Genomic DNA, 25,019 nt, shown 5'->3' on the forward strand with positions numbered 1-25,019 from the left:
TATGAATATGACGATCGGGAATGGGCATGGCAGCATCGGACAATGAATCACTGGACCCCAGCGACTGGCAGGCATTGCGGGCGCAAGGGCATCGCATGCTCGACGACATTCTTGACTATGCCGAACACCTGCGCGAGCGGCCGGTCTGGCAACCCATACCGGATGAAGTGCGGGCGCAGTTCAGGCAAACCCTGCCGACTGGCCCCAGTGATTTATCGGCAGTGCACCAGCAATTCATGGAGCATATCCTGCCGTATTCGGTAGGTAACAGCCATCCGGGTTTCATGGGGTGGGTGCACGGCGGCGGCAACCCGGTCGGTACGCTGGCAGAAATGCTGGCAGCGGGCCTGAATGCCAATCTGGGTGGGCGCGACCACATGCCCATCGAAGTCGAAAAACAAGTCACCCGCTGGGTCAGTGCCCTGTTTGATTTTCCTGACACGGCCAGTGGCCTGTTTGTGACCGGCACATCGATGGCCAATTTTATTGCCGTGCTGGTGGCCAGGGCGCGGGCATTGGGTAATCAGGTACGGCAGCAAGGCGTGGCTGGCTGTACGCCCAGGCTGGTGGCATACACGTCTGCCGGTGCCCATGCCTGCATTGCGCAAGCCATGGACATGGCCGGTTTGGGGACCGATGCCTTGCGCGTCATCCCCATGAATGCACAGTTTGAAATGGACACGGCCTTGTTGCAGGCCGCCATACAGGCGGACCGCGCCAAGGGCTTGACTCCTTTCTTTATTGCCGGCACCGCCGGTTCAGTTGATGTCGGCGCGATTGATGACCTGGCTACGCTGGCAAACATCGCCACGCAAGAGCAGTTATGGTTTCATATCGACGGTGCCTTTGGTGCGCTGGCCATGCTGTCACCAGCGCTGGCACCGCGCCTGCAAGGCATACAGCGTGCTGATTCCATTGCCTTTGATTTTCATAAATGGTTGCAGGTACCGTATGACGCCGGGTTTATCCTGGTGCGTGACAGCAAGGCCCATTACGACACCTTTGCCACGCCCGCCAGTTACCTGCGGCGCGAAGCCAAAGGCCTGGCCGCCGGCTCGCCCTGGCCCTGTGATTTTGGCCCCGACCTGTCACGCGGTTTTCGCGCCCTGAAAACCTGGTTCACCCTGCAGGTATATGGTGCAGACCACTTGGGCCGCATGATCGCCCACACCTGCGAGGTGGCGCAATACATGAAGCAGGCTGTACTGGCCAACCCCCAGCTTGAACTGCTGGCCCCGGTGGCGTTAAACATTGTCTGCTTCCGCTATCGTTGCGATCATCCCGATGTGGTCAACGCCAACATCGTGGTGGCCCTGCATGAATCCGGCATTTCTGCGCCGTCTACCAATACCATCAACCGGCAACTGGCCATTCGTGCCGCCATTGTCAACCACCGTACACGCACTGAAGACATCGATGCGCTGCTCACCGCCACCCTGCGTTTTGGCGACCAGTTCAGCAGTGCAGACCCCCATGCAGCAAGCAAACAGGATGATATCCACCATGAGTAATCTACAAGGCAACCCTGCCAACCCCACCAAGCCAGATAGCCATGACAGCGCGCCACTGCCAGGCAAGCTGATCGGCCTGGCACCGCTGATGCGCAAGGCATTTGCCGGTGTCGACATGAAACCGCAAGGCATGGAACTGATTGCCCATGCCGAAAAATATCCCAACGATGCCAATGCCATGATGGACCTGGCGACTACGCTGTTATTGCTGGGTCACCGCGACACCGCCCTGGCCACGCAGATGGAAGCCTTGAAGCTGCAACCCCTGTATTCTGTCCCGTCGGCACATGACACAAAAATCAGATTGCTGGCCCTGATGACCGATGGTGACCTGATGGCCAATACCCCGCTGGAATTTTTGGTGGAAGATTCAGACATCGCGCTGGACCTGTTATACGTCGGCGCTGGTATCCCCGCCATAGAACAGTTACCCGAACACGATGTCCTGTTTGTGGCCGTAGGTGAAGCCGATGACAAGCATGAACTCTTGCTGGACTTGCAGGCGCTGGTAGATGGCTGGCCACGGCCCGTCATCAATGCACCAGAACGCATCACCCACCTGGGGCGTGACGGTGCCTGCGCATTGTTACAGTCGGGTGAAGGCATAGAAATGCCCACCTCTATCCGCATAGACCGGCCTACGCTGGAAAAACTCGGTAGTGGCGAGATCGCGCTCAGTCAATTGTTGCCGGGCGATGATTTTCCCATCATCGTGCGGCCTTTGGGTTCCCACGCCGGGCATGGTTTAAGAAAAGTCGTGTCACCCGATGCCATTCCCGATTATCTGCAAGCCGTACCCAGCGATGAATTTTATGTCGCCCGCTTTGTCGATTACCGCAGCGAAGATGGACAATTCCGCAAATACCGCATCATCCTGATCGATGGCAAACCCTTTATCTCACACATGGGTATTTCCAAACACTGGATGATTCATTACCTGAACGCAGGCATGACCGAGAGCCAGGAAAAACGCGATGAAGAAAAACGCTTCATGGAAAATTTCGACACCGACTTTGCGCCGCGCCACCTGACCGCCTTTGCAGAAATCACTCAACGCCTGGGGCTGGATTACGTAGGCATAGACTGCGGCGAAACCCGCGACGGCAAATTGCTGATATTTGAAGTCGACAGCGACATGATCGTGCACGCCATGGACCCGATAGACATGTTTCCCTACAAGCAGGCACCGATGAAAAAACTGTTTGCCGCATTCCGGAACATGCTGCTCAAGGCCATGGCTGCAGCACCAGTTAACCAGGAGTGACATTGAATGTGGCCCATTCATCTGCCAGGGACGGAGCCACGCCACAGCGTGTCATAGTGTGTTGCAAGGAGCAAGATCACTCATGTCCATGAGTACACTTCAAGATTTACCCACGCTTAGCCAGTTGCTGATTGACGGTGGCGATGCCAGACTTATTCTGCAAGCAGACGGCACCAATAAATATGGCTGCGCTGCCGTGCCTTTGAATGCGCATGACGAGATGTTTGCCTTTAGCTCGGCCACGGCATCCAGCATATCCGCCCATGCGTATACCGCTGCTGCACGCACCTACGCCAGGCTGCAACACAGCGAGGAGGATACGTACGCAAGTTACGCAGGTTATGCCAGCGAACTGAACCAGGTCCGGCAAGATTTGAAGCAACTGTGCGGGCTTGAACAGCGCAAAGACGTAGATATTGTCTTTGCCGCGTCCGGCACAGACCTGCACCTGATCGCGGCCCAGCTATGCGCCAATTTTTCCAGTGCACCTACCCTCGTCATCATGGCTGACGCCAATGAAACCGGCAGTGCCGTCCCATCGGCACTGATGGCACGGCACTTCAGCGAACGTACCGCCCTGGGCGAACAGGTCAGCGCTGGCAGCCACATCGCACAGGCGAAAGAGGTCGATATCGTCAGCATCAGCTTGCGCCTGGCCGATGGCACAACGCGTGACAGCCATGATGTGGATAGTGAAGTCGAAACACTGACCAAACAAGCCATACAAAACGGGCAAGCCGTCCTGCTGATTGTGATGGATGTCAGCAAAACCGGCATGATGGCACCGTCATTACGTACGGTCATGCAGTTGCGGGCCAGTTATCCGCAATTGCAGGTCATGGTAGATGCCTGTCAGTTCCGTTTGTCAAATGCCAGCCTGCGTGCTTATCTCGACCAGGGCTACATGGTGGCGATGACAGGCTCCAAATTTTTATGCGGCCCCAGCTTTTCCGGTGCGCTGTTTTTACCCAATGCCATGCATCCGGGCTTGAAGGCGATCAGCTTGCCGGCATCCCTGCATGCCTACAGCAGCCGTGCCGACTGGCCATCTGATTGGGTAGCAGGTGGGGCGAAGGGTTTGCCAGCACGCCCCAATTATGGCCTGCTATTGCGCTGGGTCGCCGCGCTGGAAGAACTGCGCGCCTTTCGCGCCTTGCCAGATGCGGCCATCCTGGCTTTTATCCAGCAGTTTCAACATGCTGTCTACGCCTATTTTTCCAGCCATCCATCGTTAGCCCTTTTGCCGGTGGCGGCACCCGACCGCAGCGCCATCATGGCAGGGCAGGGCTGGGATCAACACACCACCATTTTTTCGTTTGTGCTGATGTCGCCAGCCACATCGGTATCGGGCAAGCCACAGCCATACAGCCATGCAGACACGCTCGCCATCTATCGCCACCTGCAAAAAGAAAAAGGCATGCAACTCGGCCAGCCTGTCACCTGCGGCATGCACCATGGCCAACCCATCAGCGCCTTGCGTCTGTGTTTAGGCGCCAGGCAGATTGTTGCGGCTATCCAGAAAAATCAGGCCAGCACCATCATCGCGGCGGCATTGACGGTGCTGGATGAGGTGCAGCGGGAGATGCGGCGGGTGGCGGCGCAATCTGTTGCAGCATAAAAATAACTCACGAGGCATATGAATGATCAATGTTGAAGGCGAAGCCTGGCAACAATTGCCCTATAAATGTCCATGGATACTGGAAAGCGCGAAAAGAACTGAGAGATTGACGCCATAGATAGAGAGATAGGTGTCAATGTGCAGTTTATTGGACGGTGTACTTTCAGAAAACACATAACAGATATTGCAAAAAACAATTAATCTACACGGAAAGAAAATTGCAATTCTTGCATAAAATTGGTGTGAGGAAACTTAACTGGCGGTTATAATGTCAGACTACATTTAGTTAATTAAAAATACTTAAAATAAATTAATTGACAAATTAGAAATATTTCGTATAATCAAGAAGTCACCATTTGTGGGTGGCTTTTTTTTTGAGATTTTCCAATGAAATTGAAGCAGATTTTTCCAGGTCTTACACTTCTTGCCAGTTTCAGTGTGGCAAGCACCCAACCCGTGTCAGACATACCGTTACAAGGGACTCCTATTGCTGAATTGTTAAGAGGGTATTAACGCAGGTTTTGCGCCTCAAAACATAGCTTGGCACTCAACTGAGTCGCCAGGTGCCTTGACAACCTTGCTGTATCGATGCGTCGTCCCAAACACTGGTGATCAGAACCGCTTCGCTACACCGGACCCTAATTATGAAGAGCAACTTAACGAGGGCAGTCTGTACCTCAACAAATATGCTCACAAATACAAAATATGACTTTATCGAAGTTTGCCGATGGGCATGACAATAATTTTAACTTGATTCGAATAATTGCAGCAATTTCAGTACTAATTGGACATAGCTTCTCTTTACTCGGTTATGAGGAACCATTCACAAAACTGTTAGGGATGTCGATAGGGACACTGGCTGTTGACGTGTTCTTTATTAGCAGTGGTTTTTTGGTTGGCAAAAGCTTGTTGACCAGAAGAAGTGCGATTGAATATCTTACATCTCGATTCTTGCGAATATTTCCAGCCTTGGCCCTACTCACATTTTTAAGCACTTTCATACTTGGGCCACTATTCACAACTTTGCCACTCACTTCGTACTTCACGGATCTGGAGACTTATCAATTTCTACTTAAAGGGGTGACGATATTAGCTGGCATTTCCATGAAATTGCCGGGGGTGTTTGAAGATCATAAGTTCACTGCTGTAAATGGTTCACTGTGGACAATCATTTATGAACTAAAAATGTACTTATTACTGCTGATATTTTGGGCGGTTTTTAGGCGCATTGGAAAATCACAAATAGCTCCTTTGGGATATGTACTTGTTGCAGTCTCGTTCGTTTCTGGATTAATGCTGATCTTACAGAATTTCTACGGCCAAAATGAAAGTCATTTAATCCGATTTATTTTTATGTTCTTTACTGGAACATCGTTCTATGTTTGGAAAGACAAAATTCAGTTAAAGCCAATATATTTTTTAGTTTTTACCGGGCTAGGACTTTGTGCATTTTTCATTAGCAAAGAAATTTACTTTGCTACATATTGCATCACGATTTCTTACCTGCTGTTTTATATAGCATACGTCCCCTCTGGACTTATTCGAAAATTTAACCTGGTCGGTGATTACTCATATGGCGTTTATATTTACGCTTTCCCCGTTCAGCAAATGGTCATTTCGCTCCTGCCAGGAATTTCAATAGCGGCTATGGCCGCATCATCTATCGTGGTTACATTTCTATTTGCGATATTTTCATGGCATTGTGTGGAAAGTCCTATTCTCAACAATAAAAAACAATTTACAAAAAAAGTATTTGAATTGAGATTGATTTATTGAAGTTGGCAGATATCCTCGGTTAGCAATTTATATCAAGGAGGTATTGTATTGAGGTGTTTTTTCTATGATGCGATTTATTTGCATCCTCAGCATCCGCATCCATATGAAAATGTATCGCTGCCCAGTACCTTCCATGCGCCGTTGATGTTGACCAGCACCAGGCGATACCAGCGGTCATCGGTTTTTGTTGGTCCTTCCAGATGGCCTGGGCCTTTGCCTTGTCCTTCCCAGACAGCGATGTCGACAATGCCGTCACCATCCAGATCGTAGTACAGATAGGTGCCACCGATAAAGCCGGTGTTTTTTCTGTCCAGTTTCATTGGAGTTTCTGTATGCAGGGCGGGGCCAGGTGGTAGGGTGATATTGGTGTAGAACCAGTATAAGCTTCCGGCAGGATTCTTCTTTAGACTTTCCTCTGGGGTAGTCTGGGTAATTGGGGTATGTGTTTGATCAAAATTGAAATAACGCCATATACTGGTGTCCGCATCACCATATTCAAAACCCATATCATAGTTTGGACATTCTGACACATCGGAATCTTTGACGATATATTCACTCGATCGCATCAAAGTGGCTTCGCTACGTAAACGCCCATCACGGAATAACTGAACGCGTTGAACAGGTTTTACAAGGGACTGTGTATGTAAGGTCATGTCATATAGTCCAGGCATCAATAGCTCTTCTTCGTTTTTTTTAAGCTTGGGACGTGGTGTAGTAAGATGACGAAATATAATATTGAAGCGGCCGCTGGCCTGCTCTGTATTAGTTATAGGTGGACTCAGTGCGGACTCATTCCGAAATAGTGATGGTTGTATTTTTGGGAAATCCAACCCACGGACAAGTTGGATAATTCGGGCAACACCATCGTACGATGAGATAGGGTCGTGTTGAGCGCTGAAGATACCTATCCCATATCGCAATTCAGTGGCTATACTTTGCGCCAATTTTTCACGCCTCAAGACCTCTTCTGGAACTTTTTTACCTTGTTCCTGCAATTTGCTTGATTCTTTGTTTAGCGTCAGATCTTGTGCAGCCTTGCGCTTGATTTCTTGCCAATCCGCAAACGGTTCCGGTTTTTTCCCTTTTATCCCAAGTGCCAGATGCGCTTTCATTTTTTCCAGAGCTTCATCGCGTGGCCATGGGCCTTGCTGCGGGATTTCGGGATGGCTAAATTTGAGGTAGGTGGCGTAATCTTCCAATGCACTCCAGCTTGGGTCCAGCCAGAACGCACGTACGGGGTCATAGCCAGATGGCAGTGGGGCGTCTACTTGACCATAACCACGCACATTCGCTAATATGGTGGGAGCCGCGCCAAGGTAGCGGCAGGCGGTATAACCACGTGCACCGCTTGCTGTTTGAACCTCGCAATAGGCGCTACCTGATTCTTCACGCACTAATTTTACTATTGTGTTCAGCGCTAATCGACTGATAACAGGCGCATCCGCGCGCGGCGCTTCACGCAAGGTCAGTCCGGTGCCACTTACCCAGCGCTGCGCTGCATCGATCCCACCTTCGCCTGCCTTTGGAGGTTCGATGCGAGTGATACTCAGATATTTACATGCAGTGTAACCATAGAGTCCTCCTCCTGCAACCAGGCAAAAACCATCATATTCATTATTGTCTTTCAGGATTAATTCGGCACCACGCTGCAATGTGCCAAGAACTTTTTTATCCAGACCTGGATTCTCCCTCACTCTCAGGTCATCAACCATCACCCAACGCGGTGGTTGAGTTGAGCTTTGGGCATAGGCACCGGCCTGCATCAATAGGGATAAGCTAAAGGCAGCGCCTGTTAAGAATAGTCGTAATTTCATTGCCGTCACTTATTGCATCGTAGTTTTAGGCGCAGCATCGCAGCCCAGTGATTTCAGATTACTTTCTATTTCACGCTTGTTGCGTGTCAGTTCATCCATGGCGCTGCCCTGGCCGCCGGTGCGTTGTGCGCTTTGGACGGATGCCAGTTGTTTGCGTACATCTTCACATAAGGTCTTGGTGCGGGCGGCGTCGGCGCTGGTGCGTTTGGCGGCATCTGCCGGGCTTTCGCCCTGGCTGGCTTTGTGTTCGGCGGCTTGTGTGCGTTTGGCCGGGTCTTCTGTGACAAGTGCTGTGCCAAACTTGCGTTCGTTTTCTTTTTCTACCATGCAGTCGCTTTCAATGCGGGCGCGTATGTCCATGGCATTGCCGCGCTGGGCATATACATCGGCGATTACTTTGCGGCGTTCTGTTGTGCTTGCTTCTTTCATTAATTTGTCTTGCTGGGCACCGCCTTCACGCATCCAGATGACTTTCTTGGCTTCTTCTCCACGTTGTACGCAACTGAGGTCCAGCGCTGGTTTGTCCGTCGGCGTAGCAGTCACGGCCTTGCCGATGACTTTTTCTTTTTGCCCGTTGTCGCAAGGCTTGTCCTGATAACTGCTGCCGCAACGGTACATTTTTTGTGCCATCACCTGGCCAGGCAAGGCGGCTGCACTCAGCAATAGGGCTAGCAATAGGGCTTGCAATAGGGCTTGCAACGGCCAGGGAGCGGCGAACGATAAAAGAGGATGGTTACGCATGGTGGCAAACCTGTGCAGAGGGCTATAAAACTATTACTTTAGCACTGCGCATAGTCGAATGGTGCGTTGGGCCAGAAGAAAAATCTGCCACATCGACGAATCCCCTTACTTGTCTAAGTGGTATTTTTTATGGAGGTAAAACAGGTTTTTACTCCCGCTTGACATGCATTTGATTTTTAGATGATAATCAACATCCATAAGATGATGATTGACATCTAAATGGCTTGGTAGCCATCTTGGCACCTTAGTTACCTTAGCCACCTTGGCCGGAGCAAGAGATCATGAACAGTGCGAGCAAGGCAGTACATCAGATCGACCATACAGGCAGCGGTACGGAAGCTTTACTGACTGCATTTGATGCAATCGTCGAACATCATTATGTGGATAGCGATGGCGTGCGCATCCATTACGCAGCCATGGCGCAGGGGCCTTTGCTGGTGCTGTTGCATGGCTTTCCTGATCACTGGCTGGGCTGGTGGCAGGTGATGGTGGATTTGTGTGCCGATCACCGCGTGGTCGCCCTTGATTTGCGTGGCTATCACCTCAGCGATGCACCGGCTGACCCGCAAGCCTATCTGCCCGCTGCACTGGTGGCCGATGTGGCAGCCGTGGTAGAACGTGAGGGCACTGGCAAGGCAACATTGATAGGGCATGACTGGGGCGGCTTCATTGCCTGGCATGCGGCGATGCAGGCACAGCCCTGGCTGGAAAGACTGATCGTGCTGAACATGCCGCACCCCTGGGCCATCGCACGCGAGCTGAGCAACAACCCGCAGCAGCGTGTTGCCAGTGATTATGTGCGTGCATTCCGGCAGCCACAATCGCATTTGCAACTACCCATATCGGGCCTTGGCACATGGATCAAGGATGCAGCTTTCAAACGCCGACATGACCAGGCCATGGCGGTGTCGAAGCTGGAAACCATGCTGCATTACTACCGCGTCAATTGGCCGGCAGAACCGTATTTCATGCCGGGCGACATGCCACACAAAGTTGCTGTGCCCACCTTGTTGATACATGGCCTGGCCGACCCCTATGCCTTGCCTGCCGGTCTGAACGATGTCTGGCAATGGGTGGACAATGCACTGAGCATACAAACCATTCCCGATGCCGGTCATTTTATTCAACACGACAACGCGCAACAGGTGGTGCGCATCGTACGTACATGGCTGCACCAACAAACTGGCAGCAGTGATCAGAAAACGCGGCAAACCCGGCAAACCCCTGCACTTCCAATCAAGGAACTGCATTCAATTTTTCATACATAAATAGGCAGGTAACAGGTAAAAAAATAAGGTCCCAGGCAATTGCCTGAGACCTTATCTGATACTGCCTGCAAAAACAATTACAGCAAGTTTACTTCACTTAATCCGTCGCAAGCAAAGTCACGCCACTGATGGCGCTATAGGCTTTCACCATGACGTAATACGTACCGGCTGTTGGTGATGTGACAGTGATGCTTTCACTGCTGCTGGTGCCGTTGGATCTTTGCAGATACGACGTGGTCGTTGGTGCAGAACCCAGTTTGATATACAGGTCAGCATCGCCTGTACCGCCGCTGGTTTTAAAGGTCACCGACGATTTGCCAGCAGGTACCACGAAGGTGTACACCGCAGTGGCACCCGATGCCAGGGTGATGCCTGTAACCGGCACACCATTGCTCAACACATTACCCTGTGTGGTAGTTTGGTAACTGGCCACCAGGCTGATGCCGCTGGAAGCGGTGTAGCCATTCAGCAGGACATAATAAGTGCCTGCTGTTGGTGAGGCGATGGTGATGGTTTCAGTGCTGGTGGAACCATCCGATTTTTGCAGATAAGTCGTGGTCGTAGGTGTGGAACCCAGTTGCACGTACAGATCCGCATCGCCTGTGCCGCCCGTGGTTTTGAACGTCAGGTTGGTGGCACCAGTCGGTACAGAGAATGTATAGACCAGGTTACCGCCGGTAGTGACAGACAGGCCCGTGACTGCAACATCCTTGGTCAGGGTGTTAGGTGGTGGTGGCGTTGTTGAACCCATGGCCGACGCAAAATTTGCCATGTTCAGACTGCCGTAACCACTGGCATAATCCCAGCCTGCCTTGGCGGTGTAGCCGCCATTGCTGCCAGAAGTGATGTCGTGGAACATGCCCGGTGTGCTGGCTGCTTTTTGGTAAATCGCAGCAGCAGGGAAGGGCAGGCTGTTATTGTTCATCGATTGCACACGTGCCCAAAAGCCAGTGAAGATAGGTGCTGCCAGACTGGTACCACCGATCTGCTGGTTGGAACCACTGACAATCACCAGCGCACCGCTGGCCGGATCAGCATTGAAAGAAATATCTGGCGTGCCGCGTTTGGTAGACGTCCCCAAAATGCCCGCAGCTGTTTGCCAGCTTGGTGCTGATTCATTCAGGGATGGCCCGCCACCAGCGCCACCGTTGGCGGTTTGCTGGCAACTGGCTGCCGTGGTGCAAGCCCAGACCGATTCAGATACCCAGGTCGTGCCCGAGGTATTGAGCAAAGTACCGCCCACCGAAATCACATAGGGTGATACCGATGGATAGCTTTGCGACGTACCAGGGCCACCGCATTCATAGGATCCCGAATCACCGGACGAAACCGAGAAGGTCTGGCCCTGTGCCACAGCGGTCTGGAAGATCTGGTCATTACTGGCCATGACACCAGAGTTGAGTGCATCGTTTTCGCATTCACCCAAAGACACATTGATGACCTTGGCCACGTTGTCGGTGACAGCGCGGTTATAGGCAGCAGTGATGTCGGCATCATTGAGCGTGTTTGCTGTGTACAAGATCATTTTCTTGATCGTGCCACCTGCAGTTGCCAGGGCATCTTGCGTATCCATATTCCATTCACCGACACCGGCAGTGTCAGAGCTGGCAGCACCGATGGTAACGGTCTGCACATTCACCGTCGGATAACCGGCACGGCTGGTGAAGGTGTTCAGATCAGCAATCGTTTGTGTCATGCTGCCTTGAGTGATGATGCCGATAGTGGCGTTCACCGCGCTAGGCAAACCGCTGGCGTTATAGATGGCAGAAAACTCGGTAGGGTTATGCCCTGTGCTGGCCAGCGTGTTGGCGTTAGGCCGGACCAGGTGGGTGTGGTAGGTATGTAGATTTTGCAGACCATGCACAGCCAGTACCGTATCTGACAGCGCTTGCGGTATCTGCGCATCACTCAGGTTGACCTGGACAGAACGTCCTCCTACCGTATAGGTATGCAGATCGGTATTGAAGGCGGTCTTGACCGTCGAGGCGGCACCATCGGCGCTCACCAGCGTGCGGTTGTCTGACACAGTGATGTTGATGAAGCCGCTGTTTTTCAAGTGATCAACCACGGCCTGCACCTGTGCTGCTGTCGGTGCATAGTTCGCCATGAAATCGGCACTGGAAATCGGCCTGACATTTTTCCCGTTCAGGATACCCGTGGTCAGCGTGTCAAGTGCTGCCTTGTTGCGCAGTTTGAGCGCGACCACCACATGCGTGGGCGAACCCGCTTGCATGAGTGTGGCCACTGATGTCGTTGACACGGTCGTCGGTATCCTGGTGGCCTTGGTTGCTGTCGGTGCCCATTGTGCCTGGGCAGTGCCGCACAGCATGGCCAAAGCCATCGAGGCACCGGATAGTAGTTTGAAATTACCGCTGATACGCATTACTTTTCTCCTTTTTTTGATGCGAAGATATGACCGGCACCGTTTTAGCGATGCCGGCCAAGCTCAGTCACCCATCCCCGATGTGGTTTGAATCCGGGATGGGTGCGTAAGCCAAAGCGGTGTGTAAGCACTGCCTTGGCCCTCCCCCAATTGAGCATCCGTGCAAACTGCGCGAGGCTTGCCCTTCCGCTCCGACTTGCATGCCAGTAATTGATCAAATTCCTGACATTGCAATTTTTTTTAGGCAATAGTTGTCCCACTCGCAGGCGAAAGCACCTGCAAGACTATTGGTCCTGCTCAAAATTAAAACGACCTTACCGAACGACAAAAAAGTAGCTTGGCTGCAATATGTCGCTTTGTAACAAGAGGCCGATTATTGACATTGTTTAACAATATGTCAAAAACAATAAGCCATTGTCCTTTGGTAAATCTTCTCTATTTTTCACCTTGATTTTTACGAAAATCTGTTTTTTTATAGACAAAAAAGGATACTCACATAACCAAAAAGAAATGATTGAAGCGCATAAAGTGGTTGCGAAACTGCAACAATGCTGGCGGGAATGATGAAATAGCGCGGGGGTAAAAATGCGCTTTTTTGGGGCGAGAATAAGAGCAGGTCGGGGCAGGGCGTCAAGAATTAAGGCGACAGTAAGGTGAAACTCAGCTGAAACTCAGTTAAAACTCAGTCAATACGCCAGTGTCGTATTGTTATGCAGGCAAGAAGGTACTGCCCAACTTGGTGGGTAGGCTTGCCCACAGGTCAACACGCCCGGATTATCGCCCGCCAGATACGTCCACAAAGTTGCCCGTGATGTAAGACGCAGCATCGCTCAGCAAAAAGCCGATGGCAGCCGCCACTTCGCCAGGGGTGCCGCCACGTTGCATGGGGACGCCGCTTTTCAGTCTTTCCACCCGGTTGGCTTCGCCGCCGTCGGCATGCATGGTGGTGTATATCAGGCCGGGCCGCACGCAGTTGACGCGTATGCCTTCGTTGGCTACTTCCACTGACAGGCCTTTGGTCAGCGTATCTATGGCCCCTTTGGTGGCGGCGTAATCGATGTATTCATTCGGTGAGCCCAGCCGGGCCGCCGCCGACGACACATTGACGATGGCACCACCCTGGCCGCCATGCCTGGTTGACATGCGTTTGACCGCTTCGCGGCAGCACAAGAAATAGCTGGTGACATTGGTGCTGAACAGGCGGTTGATGCGCTCTGCCGTCAAGTCTTCCAGCCGACATTGCTGCATCAGTATGCCTGCATTATTGACCAGCGCATCCAGCTTGCCCAGTTGCTGATCCAGCTCGCTAAACAGGCGCACGACTTCTGCTTCTACCGCCACATCGGCCTGTATGGCAATGGCAGTGCCACCTTGCGCAAGTATGCCTTGCACCACCTGCTGCGCGGCGTCGCGATTATGCAGATAGTTGATGCACACCGCATACCCGGCAGCCGCCAGTTGCTGTGCCGTAGCAGCACCAATACCGCGACTGCCGCCAGTGACCAATGCGACCTTTTTCATGGCTATCTTTCCTTGTTTTATATCTTTGATTTTGTACTGCAGATCGTGCATGGAACAGGCGAGAAATATCTCATGACGAGATGGTCAACGAGATGAAGATTTTTCACCGGTGAGGGTGATGATCTGCTGGAGGCTGTTCGCACCACATGCGTAAATCCAGGGAAGATAACACCCGACGGAATGGCGCGGTGCACATGGTGCACCCTACAGGGCGCTGCAATTTGGCGGGTGTCGCTACCCGCATTCTGCACAAAAAAAAACGACACCATGCGTGAGGCAGGCGTCGCTTTTTTTGGTTCCTACGCGCGTAACGCATGAACCTGCCTTTCGGTTGACAAACGGCCTGCCGTTTAGAACAACAACACTAAGCCGCCTGCACTGTGGTTTTTTGCGTCAACGCAGATGTGTCGACTGGCGTTTTTGGCTTACGTAGGCTGACTACGCAAAGCAAAATAAAGCAAACCAACCCAAATACGAATAGGAAAATTATCATGAACAAACTGATCACTGCACTCATCGCTTCCACCGTTCTGATGGGTAGCGCATTTGCCCAAACACCAGCCAGCGCATCGGCCAGTGCTTCTGTTAAGCCAGCCACTGCCGCCGCTGCTGCCAGCGTCGCGAAATCTGCCCCGGCAGCCAAAGTGACCGCAGCTTCCGCATCGGCTACTGCATCCACACCAGCCACACCAGCAGCAGAAACCAAGCCAGCAGTGGCAACAGAAAAAGCAACGAAGCATGAAAAACACGCCAAGCACACTAAAAAAGAAGTCAAGAAAGATGAAGCAAAACCAGCATCTGCTTCTGCAACAGCCGCTTCGAAATAAATCACTACCTGTAGCAATCGTTCGCAACAAATAAGTACACCGGCAGCAGACGCTGCCGGTTAAAAAAGTAAAATAAATCGCTCATATAATTGAAGGAATATCACATGAATAAGCTTATTACTGCCTTGATCGCTTCCACTGTTTTGATGGGTAGCGCATTTGCTCAAACACCGGCAACCGTAACCGCAAAAGTCACACCGGCTGCGACGCCTGCAGTGGCAGCCACAGCACCAGCAACAGTTACAGCACCAGTCACCGCCGCAGTCACCGCAACAACACCTGCGGCTGCACCAGCGAAAGCCGTAACGACTGCTGCCACAGCCACGCCTGTAGTAGCAGAAGCCAAGACAGTAACAAGCGACAAGGCTGTGGCCAAGCATGAAAAACATGCCAAGCATGCCGCCCATGAAAAACTGGCCAAGGGCAAGACCGATGCTAAAGCAGATGTGAAAGCCGAAGCGAAACCTGAAGTCAAAGCCGAAGTGAAAGCTGAAGTGAAAACTGACACCAAGGTCGCAGCAGTAACAAGCACAGCCAAGGCTGCAGCACCAGCAGCAAAATAAGTGTTGCGGCACATGGCCGCAAGCTGGGTACTACAAGTACCACCAGGTAAGTAAAAAACGACGTGCAATCACTAGCGATTGCGTGTCGTTTTTCTTTTGGCGCCGCACTTGTTCAGTGTCATTCTTGAAAACACGCAGTGTGGCCTGCTGTCAAGCAGATCGTGCAGAAAAGCAGCCAGCTTTTTTCCCCAACACGGTATTTCCTTAAGGATATATATTTTTTGATAGAATGCCAGCGCACTCAGGCGTGATTTTTGCGCATTGCACATACTGCAATATAGTTTGTGCAATGCAGTATGGTTTGTTGTGAATGATCTATGTGTTCCCCTCTTTCGGAGTTTTTTTAATGGCTTTGCGTACCTTAAAAGCGGCGATTCTGGTTTTTGCTTCTGGCCTGGCGATGCATGCATCGGCTATCACCCAACCGAGTGCAGAACAACTGCAGGCTTATTTGCATAAGCAGGTGGATACTGAAAACAGCTATTTCATCGTGCCGATTCTACCGAATGAAATCTCCAACAGGCTGGCGCACACAATGCTCGACACTTTGTGGAAAGAAGCTGCCTACCGCGACAATATGCGCGCCTGGCTCGCTAAAAACCAGGCCAGCGTGATGGAAGATTTGCTATCAGATTGGCATAGGCACTACCATAAAGCCTTCACTGAAAGCCTGGACCTGCTTGACGATGACACCATCAAACTGCTGTGGCGCCTGAACCGCAGCAATGCCATGTATGCCATGGACCGCCAGCAATGCAGCACACGGACCGAAGCGCAGGTTGCTGATATCGTCAGGCTCGAAGCCGAAAAGCTCATTACCGCACAGGCAGGCAAACTGGCCGTGGCCTTGCCCAATGCACTGACGCGTGAATTTGCGCGTCAGAATAACCCCCGCCCAGGTGAAAAGCCGGATTCCAATTTTGTCGCCAAAGTGGCCATGAAAACCCTGCCAGCTCTCGCCAAAGAATGGCCAGAGGAAGATAAAAAGCGTATCGAAGGTCGCTTTTCTTATGGCTACAATCCATCCACACCGCAAGAACTGTGCGAGTCAATCTGGGTGACCAGCCGCGCCATTTACGACGGCCATGTCGAAAAGTCAGCTGCCATGCTGTCTGCCACCATGCTCAGGCTTAGCGTGACCAAGTCTGTCTATCAAAAAGCACTGGCGCAGGCCGATGCGCCAGGTGGGGCAATGCAGCCTGCAGTGCAGGGTTTTACGCCCGGCAAGGCATTTATTTATTACCCAAGAATATTCGATAACAAAAACCTCAACGGCTCAACTACCTACAAAATAGCCTTCGATGAAAAAGGTATAGTCACCAAGGTGACGCAGGTTGCCGGCAGCGTTAAACCGCAATCACTCACCAGCATTGATGGCACGGTTTTTCCTACCGAAACCATGTTGTTGCGTATCGTTGAAAACTATTTCCGCAACGGCTCTTTTGCACCCACTGTGGTGGATGGCAAGCCTGTGCCAAATGCAATCAGCCTGGGATTTACCTGGAGTTGGGATTAAAGACAGTTAGCTTTGAAAGCATAAAAAAACGACGCCGCGCATGAAGCGGGCGTCGTTTTTTCATTCTTGGGTAGATGATGATGTCGCTGCTAATTCAACACTTAGTCAGCTCTAACTCAGCACATACTCAGCCCTTACTCTTCGCCTCTATCACTTCCCATTTTTCCAGCGCTTCCAGCAATTGCTCATCAATCTCAGCATGGCGCGCATTCAATTGATTCGCCTGGTCAGGGCCGTTTTTATACAGATTGGCATCGGCCAGTTTTTCAGTAATGGATGCTTGCTCGGCTTCCAGTGCAGCGATTTGCTTGGGCAATTCTTCCAGTTCACGCTGTTCTTTATAGCTGAGTTTCTTCGGCTTGGCGGCTGCCGGTGCGCTCATGCTTGAAACGGCTGCCACGGCTGGCTTTTGTTCTGCCTTGCTGGCTTTGACGGCTGGCACGGTGCTGCGATAGCGTTCCCAATCGGTATAGCCACCAATAAATTCGCGCCACTGGCCTTCGCCTTCAGCAACGATAACCTGGGTCACCACATTGTCCAGGAATGTACGGTCATGGCTGACCAGGAAGACGGTGCCGGTATATTCTTCCAGCAATTCTTCCAGTAGTTCCAGCGTGTCGATATCCAGGTCATTGGTCGGTTCATCCAGCACCAGCACGTTCGCTGGTTTGGCAAACAGGCGCGCCAGCAACAGGCGATTGCGTTCGCCACCAGACAGGGATTTAACCGGCGACCGTGCACGCTCAGGCGCAAACAAAAAGTCACCCAGATACGACATCACATGCTTGCGCTGGCCATTCACTTCCACCCAGTCACTACCCGGGGCAATGGTATCGGCCAGGCTGGCTTCTTCATTCAGTTGCGCACGCATCTGGTCAAAGTAAGCGATCTGCAATTTGCTGCCTTGCTTGATGGTGCCGCTATCTGGCTCGTCTTGCCCCAGTATCAGTTTCAGCAGCGTCGTTTTACCGGCACCATTCTGACCGATCAGGCCCACCTTGTCGCCACGCAAAATAATGCTGGAGAAATCGTCGATGATGACCTTTTCGCCAAAACGCTTGCTGACGTTTTCCAACTCCGCCACGATCTTGCCTGAGCGTTCGCCAGAAGTCACATCCAGCTTGACCTGGCCTTGCTGGTCACGACGGGCAGTGCGTTGCAGACGCAATTGTTCCAGACGCTTGACGCGGCCTTCATCACGCACGCGACGGGCTTTGACACCCTTGCGTATCCAGATTTCTTCTTGCGCCAGAAACTTGTCAAACTTGGCGTTTTCTACTTCTTCATTTTCCAGCAAGTCTGCCTTGCGCGTCTGGTAAGTCGTAAAATTGCCAGGGAAAGAAGTCAGCTTGCCGCGATCCAGTTCAATGATGCGGGTGGCCACGTTATCCAAAAAGCTGCGGTCATGGGTGATGAACAGCACGCTGCCTTTAAAGTCTTTCAGCAAACCCTCCAGCCATTGTATGGATGAAAAATCCAGATGGTTGGTTGGTTCATCCAGCAGCAAGACATCAGGCGCACTGACCAGCGCACAGGCCAGTGCCACGCGCTTTTTCATACCGCCCGACAGCGTACCCATGATGGCGTCTTTGGACAGGTTCAGCTTGTCCAGCGTGGTTTCTACCTTGTTGCCCAGGCTCCAGGCATCCGCCGCATCCAGTTGCACCTGGATGTCATGCATGCGTTCCATCAGGGCATCATCATTGTCACCGCCAAACTGGCCGGTCAACGCTTCATATTCCTGCAACAGGGCAGGCAATTCACCCAGGCCAGAAGCCACCGCATCAAATACACTAAGAGTCTGGTCAAACTGCGGTTCTTGCTCAACATACGCAATCTTTATGCCCTGCTGCATCACCAGCAGCCCATCATCAATCTTGGATGTGCGGGCAATAATTTTCAGCAACGAAGACTTGCCGGTGCCATTGCGCCCGATCAACCCAACCCGCTCGCCTGCCTCTATGGAAAACTCTGCATGATCAAGCAGAGCAACGTGACCGAATGCCAATTGGGCATCGCTTAATGAGATAACTGCCATAAAACCCTGTGAAACCGGCATCAGGAAGATGCGCGGACATAATTAGAGAAAAGCAGTATTGTACGCTAGGGCAGCCTTTAATCTCACGTCCTTAATTGATTGTTGCGCCCGGCTCAGGTAAGATGGCGGGCTGATTGAGAAATGCACAAGCATTTCTCACCGTGTCTCGCCGTAGTTCAATGGATAGAACGTATGCCTCCTAAGCGTAAGATACAGGTTCGATTCCTGTCGGCGGGACCAGGGCACTAAATCACATATCCTCAAAATGACAGCTTAGCCTAATAAAATCAAAGGGTTAGCGTTGAAATTCAAGAATGTCAAAACTGCAAAATAACACTTAAAAACGTTGTTTTCTGTTAGCCTTTACGAACAATTTACGAACATGGCTAGCTTCAAAAAGGTGGGGACCGCTTGGCGCGTCCAAATTGCTATCAAAGGTGTACGCGAATCTGCATCCTTTTCTTACCTGCTTCGAGCTGGTAGGAAGCAGGCAAGTTCTAGACTCATAGTTATTTCCGATTTTCAATTGCTTTAAGAACCCTCTTCGTCTCTACTTGTAGTAGGAGCTCGTCATCTCTTGTAATTATACGAGCGTGCATCGTTGCGATACGAACCGGAAATAGGCGTTGGAATGACTCACGAATATCTTCAGGACGGCCAAAAATTGGCATGAAGACCTTGTTCCAATTGTCCTTTTTTTCAATTATTGTTTTGTAATCGGAAAAATCGGCATATTCTATTAACATATATTCTTTATGACCCGCTTTAGTCGCTTTTTGCTTTTTATCCTTCCAGCCATCTAGCATATTTGGAGGAAGTTGATGCTTCATCCAATCAGAACCAAATTCCGCCTCCATAACAGCTTCTATAAAACGACGAAGCGCTACCTCAAAGCGTAGGAGAATGGAATGCGCTTTATTCGTACGCATTAATCCGCCTTCATCGTCAGTGTCATCTATGGCTTCTAGAGGCTGAAGTCCACCAATTATCAAACCTTCACGAAACGCGGGCGTGGTGAAGTTAGTAAGGTTAGAGTTGAATCCTTGTGCAGAGTAAAATTCCGAACGGAACATTGGGTCGAGCAAATTTTGCGATAGCGGCATTGAAACATCACGCCAGTCACCAAACTCAGATCTCAGAGCCGTAACTAATTTGTTATCGAAAGATGAATAACTATCAATGGCCTTGCCAATGGAAACAAGCTCAGATAGTGCAATAGCAGATGCGGAATTGTTTTCAATTTGCATCCAAGGATTTTGCATAGTTCCTAAAATCCCCTTTAAATTGTCTTCTGTTCCCATGACAATCTGACTTATTCCAGACTTGATCATCGCAGCATGAGCGAGTGCACTTAGCTCAGATATCTCAGGCAAGCGGAAGAGTCGGTTGTAGCTATTTTGAGCTTCCAGAATATTATTAATTGCACTTTGAGTCTCCGTCTTACTGTCTATGAAGCCTAGTTGACGAAGCTCCTCTACAGAACCACGAACCAACTGACGCTGACGTTCAATTTTTTGAATTTCATTGCTGAGAGCCAAACCCACCGGTATGTCGGAGAGCAACTTCTGTCTTGCTTCTGCATCGCGAATGATATCTAAAGCTGTAGGTTCTATCTCGAATTTTTTAATGTAATCTTCGTGTGGATTGATATAACTCTGAATTCGCTTCAAATCATTTAACGGATTGAGTAGCTGCCGAATTCTTTCTTGCTCTTCCAAATACCGTCGTAAATCATCAGACATCATTACCTCCAGTAAGAGCTTAATCAGCATTAACAAATAATAGTTTCTATTGTCGATTATGCATCAGATAAGAAATTGCTACAAGAGCCACAAAAATAGCACCCGCAAAATGCGAGGATGGCACGAGTTAAAGTAGGAAATCAATAAGCGATATCGGTCTCATTGATACCTTGCCGAAAAATTCAATTCGATTCTTGCAATAGAATTACTTTTATTCATGTATTTCTTGATAATCAATGACTTTCTTGTACTGGAGATATCGATGCTTTTGATTTGGCGTGGATTTGGTATTTTTGCAATATTGATTCCAATTACATTTCTTTTTCTTGTCCAGTATGTAACTGCTTTGATCGCAGGAGACGGCTATTTTCAAGCTCACCCTATCTTGGCAGGCGTGACGCATTCCTTTTCGGCGGCAATTGTTTTTTTCATTGGAAAACACGTTAATCGCAGAATTCCTCCGAGTGAAGACAATCCTTTTGGACGAGAGAAGGGAGATAGGCAACACTCACTTTTCGAGATACCTTTGGAATTTTGGGCGATTCCAATCGCCTTAGTTGCATTTTCTAATTTGAGAGAGGCTTTTTTTTAAGCTCGCGTGCGATAAGTGTAACGTAATCGCACGCATGTAGAGCCGGAAAAAATATCAATAATCACGTTAAAATCATGCGTGAGAATACGCAGGCTTGCACCTACGCGGGCTGAATTCAGTCTGCCAACGGCATACAACTAGACCGCTATCCCACTAAGTGCCGTCGATCGTTTCATGGGCAAAATTTCAAGGGCATCACCCAATCAAGTAGTAGATATGGATCAACAGATCATCTCAAGACATTCAAAAGAAAGGTCAGGTATGGATCAAAGTAACAATGAAGTCAGTACTGCAGTTGCTGGCGAGTTTGCGTTCCCATTGCGCACCACGTTTGGCCTGGGAGATCGCGTTCGCAAGAAATCCGGTGCCGCTTGGCAGGGGCAAGTTGTCGGCTGGTACTGCACAAAACTGACCCCTGAAGGCTATGCCGTCGAGTCCGAGTCTCACCCAGGCTCAGTACAAATTTATCCTGTGGCTGCGCTTGAACGCGTGGCCTGATCCCTCCATCGAGCGGACGTCCTCAAGCAAGCTTTGCTTGCTTCTGGCCGCCGCTCATGTTGAACCTTGAGCAAGGTAGTGCAAATCATTGCAAGATGAAAATACCCTACGCTACCAACGCCAAATCCGCTTCAATCGAAAGCCGCTTGCTCATATCCAGATCAAACCGGCCGTACGGATTCACATGGCTATCCCGCTTTGAGACACAGTGATCGAGCATATACAAGGAGGAGTCCAACATTCCTGCACGGGCATTAGGCACTAATCTGATCGCCTCTACGCGCTCTACAAAGCGGCCAGTTACGTTCCCTTCTAGTCGTTGTTTCCGCTAGAAATACCACCATCCTTTTTCATTTGGGCGATAGTGTGAAAAGTGTTGTAAATAAAATCGTATTGATGGTGTTCAATTCTCTTTGAAACTGTTGAGTAAGGAAATGACGTAATTTCTACATCTGCATTTTTTCCACGGATAGAATAATCAGTTCCATACTTATCTGTGACCTCTACCCATTCCATATTTAATTTTCTTACCAACTCATTGCCAAGATAGCTTCCAATTATCTGAATTACTTCTTGATTGGATAATTTCTTTCCGGTTGAAGTCTGCCACGCTCTAAAAGCACGATCAAAATCTTTTAAATCTGGTCTGGAAATTGTAGGGTAGTAAAATTTGACGAATACATCGCCTTTTTTAGCTAACTCGTTTATTCGGTTTATTTCTTGACGTGTAAGAACTCTGAATTTTTGTTCGAACGGCGGGAGAGATCCTATCGAGTTTGTAATTGAACTCCCATCCGGCAGTGCCATTGTTTTTGTGTCAGACGTTTGTCCCATTACGCATTCAGAAATAATTAGAAATATTATTGAAATAACGAATTTCATATAAAGAGATCCTCGCAAATTAGGCTAAATATCAGAGCATTACTTGCAATTGTGGATTCGGTAACGGTGGAAGTTAATGATCTCAAAGGTAATAGCGAGTAATTTTCTAGAAAATTACTCGGTCAAGCTTTGGTGCATCGTCAACGAGTAAATTTATTAAATTCGAGCGATTGTCCGGCGTTGGCAACTTTTATCTTTTAATGAAACCAGTGCTAAGGGCCAGCCAAAGCATAAGAATCAATACGACAATTATGAAGATGATTTCCCAAAAAGGTGATCCTTCTGGCACCTTCTTTTCTAACTGTTCCCGGCTCTCTTTGTCACGTGCAACGATTGGCGCAGCGCTAACACGAGGCGCTTCAACTGTCGTATAAACCCATTCATTGTAAATACTATAGTCGCCGGTGAATCGCTTTTTTACACTCTCTTCCGACCTGATTACATAGCCAGCCCAGGAAAAACCGTATTCCTGACAAAGCTTTTTAAATGAATTGCAGAAATGGCCGTCCAGTATTTCTTTAAATGATTTTTCATTGCTAAGTAAATTGCAATCTGCCTCCGTTTCCGGGCAAATAAGTAATTTCAATCGTTCAGGAGATGCCTCGTCTTTTTGTGCAAAGCCTAAATGCAGCATAACTGATTTGACGCGGGCTTTTGCAATTTCAGTCAATTCATTTTTCAGCGTACGAAAATTGGGAGATACATCGGGTTCATCTATGAACGAGACAAGTTCTTCGTAATGTGCTCTTTGCTCGCCGGTAGATTTAATCCAGAAACTGCTATACCCGATATCCAGTGCGACGCAATTCTGCAATCGGTTCTCATCGTATGAATCATCAGCCTTGGTTGCCACGTTGTATAACACATCAGGAGGGTAGGGGCGCACACCCGGCTCATACGCGGAAAGGTCCATCAAATTTCGTACGGCTATATCGTCGCGGCCCATAGCTGCAAACATGGATTCCATATAGGGTGCATGGTCGCCCATGAACATGACTTCAATCGGGTTAATGCAGAGATAGGGGAGCGGCAAGCCACGAAGGGTTATCATTGCGTTTTGCCAGAACATCTTTCCCAACTTTGCATCGCCTGCGATGGCTTCAAAGATGGGGAGACTCTGCGTCATGTTCTCCAGAGCCTTCTCTACCGAAGTAACCGGAAAGAACACTTCAACGCCCGCTGGGGCATCCCCTTCTTCATCTTCGTCGAATTGCACGGTGACCGGTAGAAAATCTTCCCGGCGGAAACACAGTAGCCAGGGAACAGGGATTTTATAGACAGCTTCTGCAACTTCGAGGTAATCGGTACCTGGTTCACTGAGCCTGGCAGCCAGCAAGTAGGGGTCACTTGTCAGAATGGGTGTATTAAGTAAGTGTGTTCTATTTGCCATACAGTTGTCCCTGTGTCCCTATGCTGAAGCTGGTTGATGTTGCAGTAAAATACTTGTCCGGATGGCCTTGCCAGAAGATGTGCACGTTCGCGATAAGTCCGGCAAACCCATACTCAAATGGCCGAATTTGGCAATAGTGGTATTCGATTCACGTATTGACCCGTATGACTGCAGGCATTGGCAACTGCCAGAAATGTTCCGACTACAGCCATAGAGCCAGAAATCGCATTTTAGAATAATAAATAACATTGCGATAGCCTGGCTGTTTAGCTTGACCGTTCATCAATGTAGAGATTAAAGTGTGGTCGCATACAAGTGCTAAACCATTGCGTCAAAATGAAAACACACCTATAGGACTTACGCAAAATTGTTCCGGCAAGGCGCAGTGACGAAGACAGTACGAATAGTACGGCAAGGAGCTGCAACACAGTTGGGGCGGTTTTGCGTAAGTCCTGACTTACTTACTAAGAGGAAGTATGGCTGATCTATTCGCTCCGCGTAAGCCGACTACATGGCTTGAACTGCGACTGGGCGGATATCTTGTGCGCCTATGTGTTTCTCTTGTCGCCTACTTTGCCACGCTGTTTGCTTTTTGGTGCCGTATACTGGGCGTGACGGTGTTTCCGATCGGCGTATCGCTGTCCATTATCTATGTGGGAATCGCCAATTACGTCTTTCTTACGTGGACCGCTTATCGAATCCAGAGCAAGTTGCATGAGGCTGATTAGCAGAAGCACGGCGGCTGGCAGGTATTGACCGGTGCATTGATTCTCAACCCGGCGTTTCTTGGGTGGTATATTCCCTTATCGGTGTTGATCAGCGCCAGTCGTACACGGCGTAAAATGATGGCTGTCGTCACGGTGCCTATCTGAGCCGGGCAAATATCTGGCAATGTTTTGTACGGTGGCGACGCTGTTGGTGCTGCTGACAGTGGCGGTGATTTTTATAAGAAGCTATTCGAGATCTTATTGTAAACAAAAAGAATATTGCGTAAACTTGGGTGATGAGAAAAACCTACCCAAGCGATATCAGTCGAGAACAGTTTGCGAAGATAGAAGATCTTCTGCTGAGCGCA

19 protein-coding genes and 1 tRNA gene are annotated in these 25,019 nt (G+C 49.9%); 12 read left to right on the forward strand and 8 right to left on the reverse strand.

Features of this window, described 5'->3' with window-relative positions; all coding sequences use genetic code 11:
* Window positions 1-26 precede the first annotated feature (26 nt).
* From ACO0LM_RS26815 to ACO0LM_RS26830, 4 genes are all read left to right on the forward strand, one after another.
* Complete coding sequence (locus ACO0LM_RS26815; protein ID WP_423041705.1) at window positions 27-1,511, forward strand: pyridoxal phosphate-dependent decarboxylase family protein; 1,485 nt, start codon at window positions 27-29, stop codon at window positions 1,509-1,511.
* The gene (locus tag ACO0LM_RS26820; RefSeq protein WP_423041707.1) at window positions 1,504-2,775 is read left to right on the forward strand and encodes an ATP-grasp domain-containing protein; all 1,272 of its coding nucleotides are present in this window, start codon (window positions 1,504-1,506) and stop codon (window positions 2,773-2,775) included. Before ACO0LM_RS26815 ends, ACO0LM_RS26820 begins: the two co-directional genes overlap by 8 nt.
* An 88-nt stretch (window positions 2,776-2,863) precedes the next feature.
* Window positions 2,864-4,393, forward strand: a complete 1,530-nt coding sequence (locus ACO0LM_RS26825; RefSeq protein WP_423041709.1) for a hypothetical protein — start codon at window positions 2,864-2,866, stop codon at window positions 4,391-4,393.
* Window positions 4,394-5,098: 705 nt separating this feature from the next.
* Window positions 5,099-6,169 (forward strand): acyltransferase family protein, encoded by a 1,071-nt coding sequence (locus ACO0LM_RS26830; protein ID WP_423041711.1) that lies wholly within the window; start codon window positions 5,099-5,101, stop codon window positions 6,167-6,169.
* An 86-nt stretch (window positions 6,170-6,255) separates the two neighbouring features.
* Here the strand turns inward: ACO0LM_RS26830 and ACO0LM_RS26835 are convergent, their stop codons facing one another.
* Together ACO0LM_RS26835 and ACO0LM_RS26840 are read right to left on the reverse strand one after the other, a co-directional pair.
* Window positions 6,256-7,983 (reverse strand): SH3 domain-containing protein, encoded by a 1,728-nt coding sequence (locus ACO0LM_RS26835; protein ID WP_423041713.1) that lies wholly within the window; start codon window positions 7,981-7,983, stop codon window positions 6,256-6,258.
* A 9-nt stretch (window positions 7,984-7,992) separates the two neighbouring features.
* Window positions 7,993-8,724 (reverse strand): hypothetical protein, encoded by a 732-nt coding sequence (locus ACO0LM_RS26840; protein WP_423041715.1) that lies wholly within the window; start codon window positions 8,722-8,724, stop codon window positions 7,993-7,995.
* Window positions 8,725-9,005: 281 nt separating this feature from the next.
* Here ACO0LM_RS26840 and ACO0LM_RS26845 point away from each other — a divergent pair, with 281 nt between their 5' ends.
* Window positions 9,006-9,992, forward strand: a complete 987-nt coding sequence (locus ACO0LM_RS26845) for an alpha/beta fold hydrolase (protein WP_423041717.1) — start codon at window positions 9,006-9,008, stop codon at window positions 9,990-9,992.
* Window positions 9,993-10,089: 97 nt separating this feature from the next.
* On the opposite strand, the gene ACO0LM_RS26850 is transcribed toward ACO0LM_RS26845, so the two are convergent.
* Together ACO0LM_RS26850 and ACO0LM_RS26855 are read right to left on the reverse strand one after the other, a co-directional pair.
* Window positions 10,090-12,375, reverse strand: a complete 2,286-nt coding sequence (locus ACO0LM_RS26850; RefSeq protein WP_423041719.1) for a pre-peptidase C-terminal domain-containing protein — start codon at window positions 12,373-12,375, stop codon at window positions 10,090-10,092.
* Window positions 12,376-13,149: 774 nt separating this feature from the next.
* Window positions 13,150-13,896, reverse strand: coding sequence for an SDR family oxidoreductase (locus tag ACO0LM_RS26855; protein WP_423041721.1), 747 nt, complete (start codon window positions 13,894-13,896; stop codon window positions 13,150-13,152).
* A gap of 491 nt (window positions 13,897-14,387) precedes the next feature.
* On the opposite strand from ACO0LM_RS26855, the gene ACO0LM_RS26860 reads away from it, so the two are divergent.
* The 3 genes from ACO0LM_RS26860 to ACO0LM_RS26870 all read left to right on the forward strand — a co-directional run bounded on the left by ACO0LM_RS26860 (window position 14,388) and on the right by ACO0LM_RS26870 (window position 16,802).
* Window positions 14,388-14,723: a hypothetical protein gene (locus ACO0LM_RS26860; RefSeq protein WP_423041723.1), complete on the forward strand. Its 336-nt coding sequence runs from the start codon at window positions 14,388-14,390 to the stop codon at window positions 14,721-14,723.
* A 104-nt stretch (window positions 14,724-14,827) separates the two neighbouring features.
* Entirely contained in the window at window positions 14,828-15,286 is a 459-nt protein-coding gene (locus ACO0LM_RS26865; RefSeq protein WP_423041725.1) for a hypothetical protein, read from the forward strand.
* Between the two features lie 346 nt (window positions 15,287-15,632).
* On the forward strand, window positions 15,633-16,802 hold the full coding sequence (locus tag ACO0LM_RS26870; protein WP_423041727.1) for a hypothetical protein: 1,170 nt from the start codon (window positions 15,633-15,635) through the stop codon (window positions 16,800-16,802).
* A 127-nt stretch (window positions 16,803-16,929) separates the two neighbouring features.
* Here ACO0LM_RS26870 and ACO0LM_RS26875 read toward each other — a convergent pair whose 3' ends face one another.
* Entirely contained in the window at window positions 16,930-18,840 is a 1,911-nt protein-coding gene (locus ACO0LM_RS26875) for an ATP-binding cassette domain-containing protein (RefSeq protein WP_423041729.1), read from the reverse strand.
* A gap of 165 nt (window positions 18,841-19,005) precedes the next feature.
* Between ACO0LM_RS26875 and ACO0LM_RS26880 the strand changes: the two genes are divergently transcribed.
* Window positions 19,006-19,080: transfer RNA gene (locus ACO0LM_RS26880), tRNA-Arg, on the forward strand.
* A 269-nt stretch (window positions 19,081-19,349) separates the two neighbouring features.
* Here ACO0LM_RS26880 and ACO0LM_RS26885 read toward each other — a convergent pair.
* Window positions 19,350-20,585, reverse strand: coding sequence for a Swt1 family HEPN domain-containing protein (locus ACO0LM_RS26885; RefSeq protein ID WP_423041731.1), 1,236 nt, complete (start codon window positions 20,583-20,585; stop codon window positions 19,350-19,352).
* Between the two features lie 259 nt (window positions 20,586-20,844).
* Between ACO0LM_RS26885 and ACO0LM_RS26890 the strand changes: the two genes are divergently transcribed.
* Entirely contained in the window at window positions 20,845-21,174 is a 330-nt protein-coding gene (locus ACO0LM_RS26890; RefSeq protein ID WP_423041733.1) for a hypothetical protein, read from the forward strand.
* Between the two features lie 261 nt (window positions 21,175-21,435).
* Complete coding sequence (gene dfrB / locus ACO0LM_RS26895) at window positions 21,436-21,672, forward strand: trimethoprim-resistant dihydrofolate reductase DfrB (RefSeq protein ID WP_423041741.1); 237 nt, start codon at window positions 21,436-21,438, stop codon at window positions 21,670-21,672.
* 312 nt (window positions 21,673-21,984) lie between these two features.
* Here dfrB and ACO0LM_RS26900 read toward each other — a convergent pair whose 3' ends face one another.
* Window positions 21,985-22,554, reverse strand: coding sequence for a DUF3806 domain-containing protein (locus ACO0LM_RS26900; protein WP_423041735.1), 570 nt, complete (start codon window positions 22,552-22,554; stop codon window positions 21,985-21,987).
* Window positions 22,555-22,744: 190 nt separating this feature from the next.
* Complete coding sequence (locus ACO0LM_RS26905) at window positions 22,745-23,944, reverse strand: hypothetical protein (RefSeq protein ID WP_423041737.1); 1,200 nt, start codon at window positions 23,942-23,944, stop codon at window positions 22,745-22,747.
* 476 nt (window positions 23,945-24,420) lie between these two features.
* Between ACO0LM_RS26905 and ACO0LM_RS26910 the strand changes: the two genes are divergently transcribed.
* Window positions 24,421-24,672 (forward strand): hypothetical protein, encoded by a 252-nt coding sequence (locus tag ACO0LM_RS26910; protein WP_423041739.1) that lies wholly within the window; start codon window positions 24,421-24,423, stop codon window positions 24,670-24,672.
* The last annotated feature ends 347 nt before the right edge of the window (window positions 24,673-25,019 follow it).

It is taken from the genome of Undibacterium sp. Di26W (genome assembly GCF_049340265.1).
GTDB lineage: Bacteria > Pseudomonadota > Gammaproteobacteria > Burkholderiales > Burkholderiaceae_D > Undibacterium.

Coding starts and splice junctions, on each gene's coding strand:
- ACO0LM_RS26815 (WP_423041705.1), top strand. CDS start 27: ATGGCAGCATCGGACAATGAATCACTGGACCCCAGCGACTGGCAGGCA.
- ACO0LM_RS26820 (WP_423041707.1), top strand. CDS start 1,504: ATGAGTAATCTACAAGGCAACCCTGCCAACCCCACCAAGCCAGATAGC.
- ACO0LM_RS26825 (WP_423041709.1), top strand. CDS start 2,864: ATGAGTACACTTCAAGATTTACCCACGCTTAGCCAGTTGCTGATTGAC.
- ACO0LM_RS26830 (WP_423041711.1), top strand. CDS start 5,099: ATGACTTTATCGAAGTTTGCCGATGGGCATGACAATAATTTTAACTTG.
- ACO0LM_RS26835 (WP_423041713.1), bottom strand. CDS start 7,983: ATGAAATTACGACTATTCTTAACAGGCGCTGCCTTTAGCTTATCCCTA.
- ACO0LM_RS26840 (WP_423041715.1), bottom strand. CDS start 8,724: ATGCGTAACCATCCTCTTTTATCGTTCGCCGCTCCCTGGCCGTTGCAA.
- ACO0LM_RS26845 (WP_423041717.1), top strand. CDS start 9,006: ATGAACAGTGCGAGCAAGGCAGTACATCAGATCGACCATACAGGCAGC.
- ACO0LM_RS26850 (WP_423041719.1), bottom strand. CDS start 12,375: ATGCGTATCAGCGGTAATTTCAAACTACTATCCGGTGCCTCGATGGCT.
- ACO0LM_RS26855 (WP_423041721.1), bottom strand. CDS start 13,896: ATGAAAAAGGTCGCATTGGTCACTGGCGGCAGTCGCGGTATTGGTGCT.
- ACO0LM_RS26860 (WP_423041723.1), top strand. CDS start 14,388: ATGAACAAACTGATCACTGCACTCATCGCTTCCACCGTTCTGATGGGT.
- ACO0LM_RS26865 (WP_423041725.1), top strand. CDS start 14,828: ATGAATAAGCTTATTACTGCCTTGATCGCTTCCACTGTTTTGATGGGT.
- ACO0LM_RS26870 (WP_423041727.1), top strand. CDS start 15,633: ATGGCTTTGCGTACCTTAAAAGCGGCGATTCTGGTTTTTGCTTCTGGC.
- ACO0LM_RS26875 (WP_423041729.1), bottom strand. CDS start 18,840: ATGGCAGTTATCTCATTAAGCGATGCCCAATTGGCATTCGGTCACGTT.
- ACO0LM_RS26885 (WP_423041731.1), bottom strand. CDS start 20,585: ATGATGTCTGATGATTTACGACGGTATTTGGAAGAGCAAGAAAGAATT.
- ACO0LM_RS26890 (WP_423041733.1), top strand. CDS start 20,845: ATGCTTTTGATTTGGCGTGGATTTGGTATTTTTGCAATATTGATTCCA.
- dfrB (WP_423041741.1), top strand. CDS start 21,436: ATGGATCAAAGTAACAATGAAGTCAGTACTGCAGTTGCTGGCGAGTTT.
- ACO0LM_RS26900 (WP_423041735.1), bottom strand. CDS start 22,554: ATGAAATTCGTTATTTCAATAATATTTCTAATTATTTCTGAATGCGTA.
- ACO0LM_RS26905 (WP_423041737.1), bottom strand. CDS start 23,944: ATGGCAAATAGAACACACTTACTTAATACACCCATTCTGACAAGTGAC.
- ACO0LM_RS26910 (WP_423041739.1), top strand. CDS start 24,421: ATGGCTGATCTATTCGCTCCGCGTAAGCCGACTACATGGCTTGAACTG.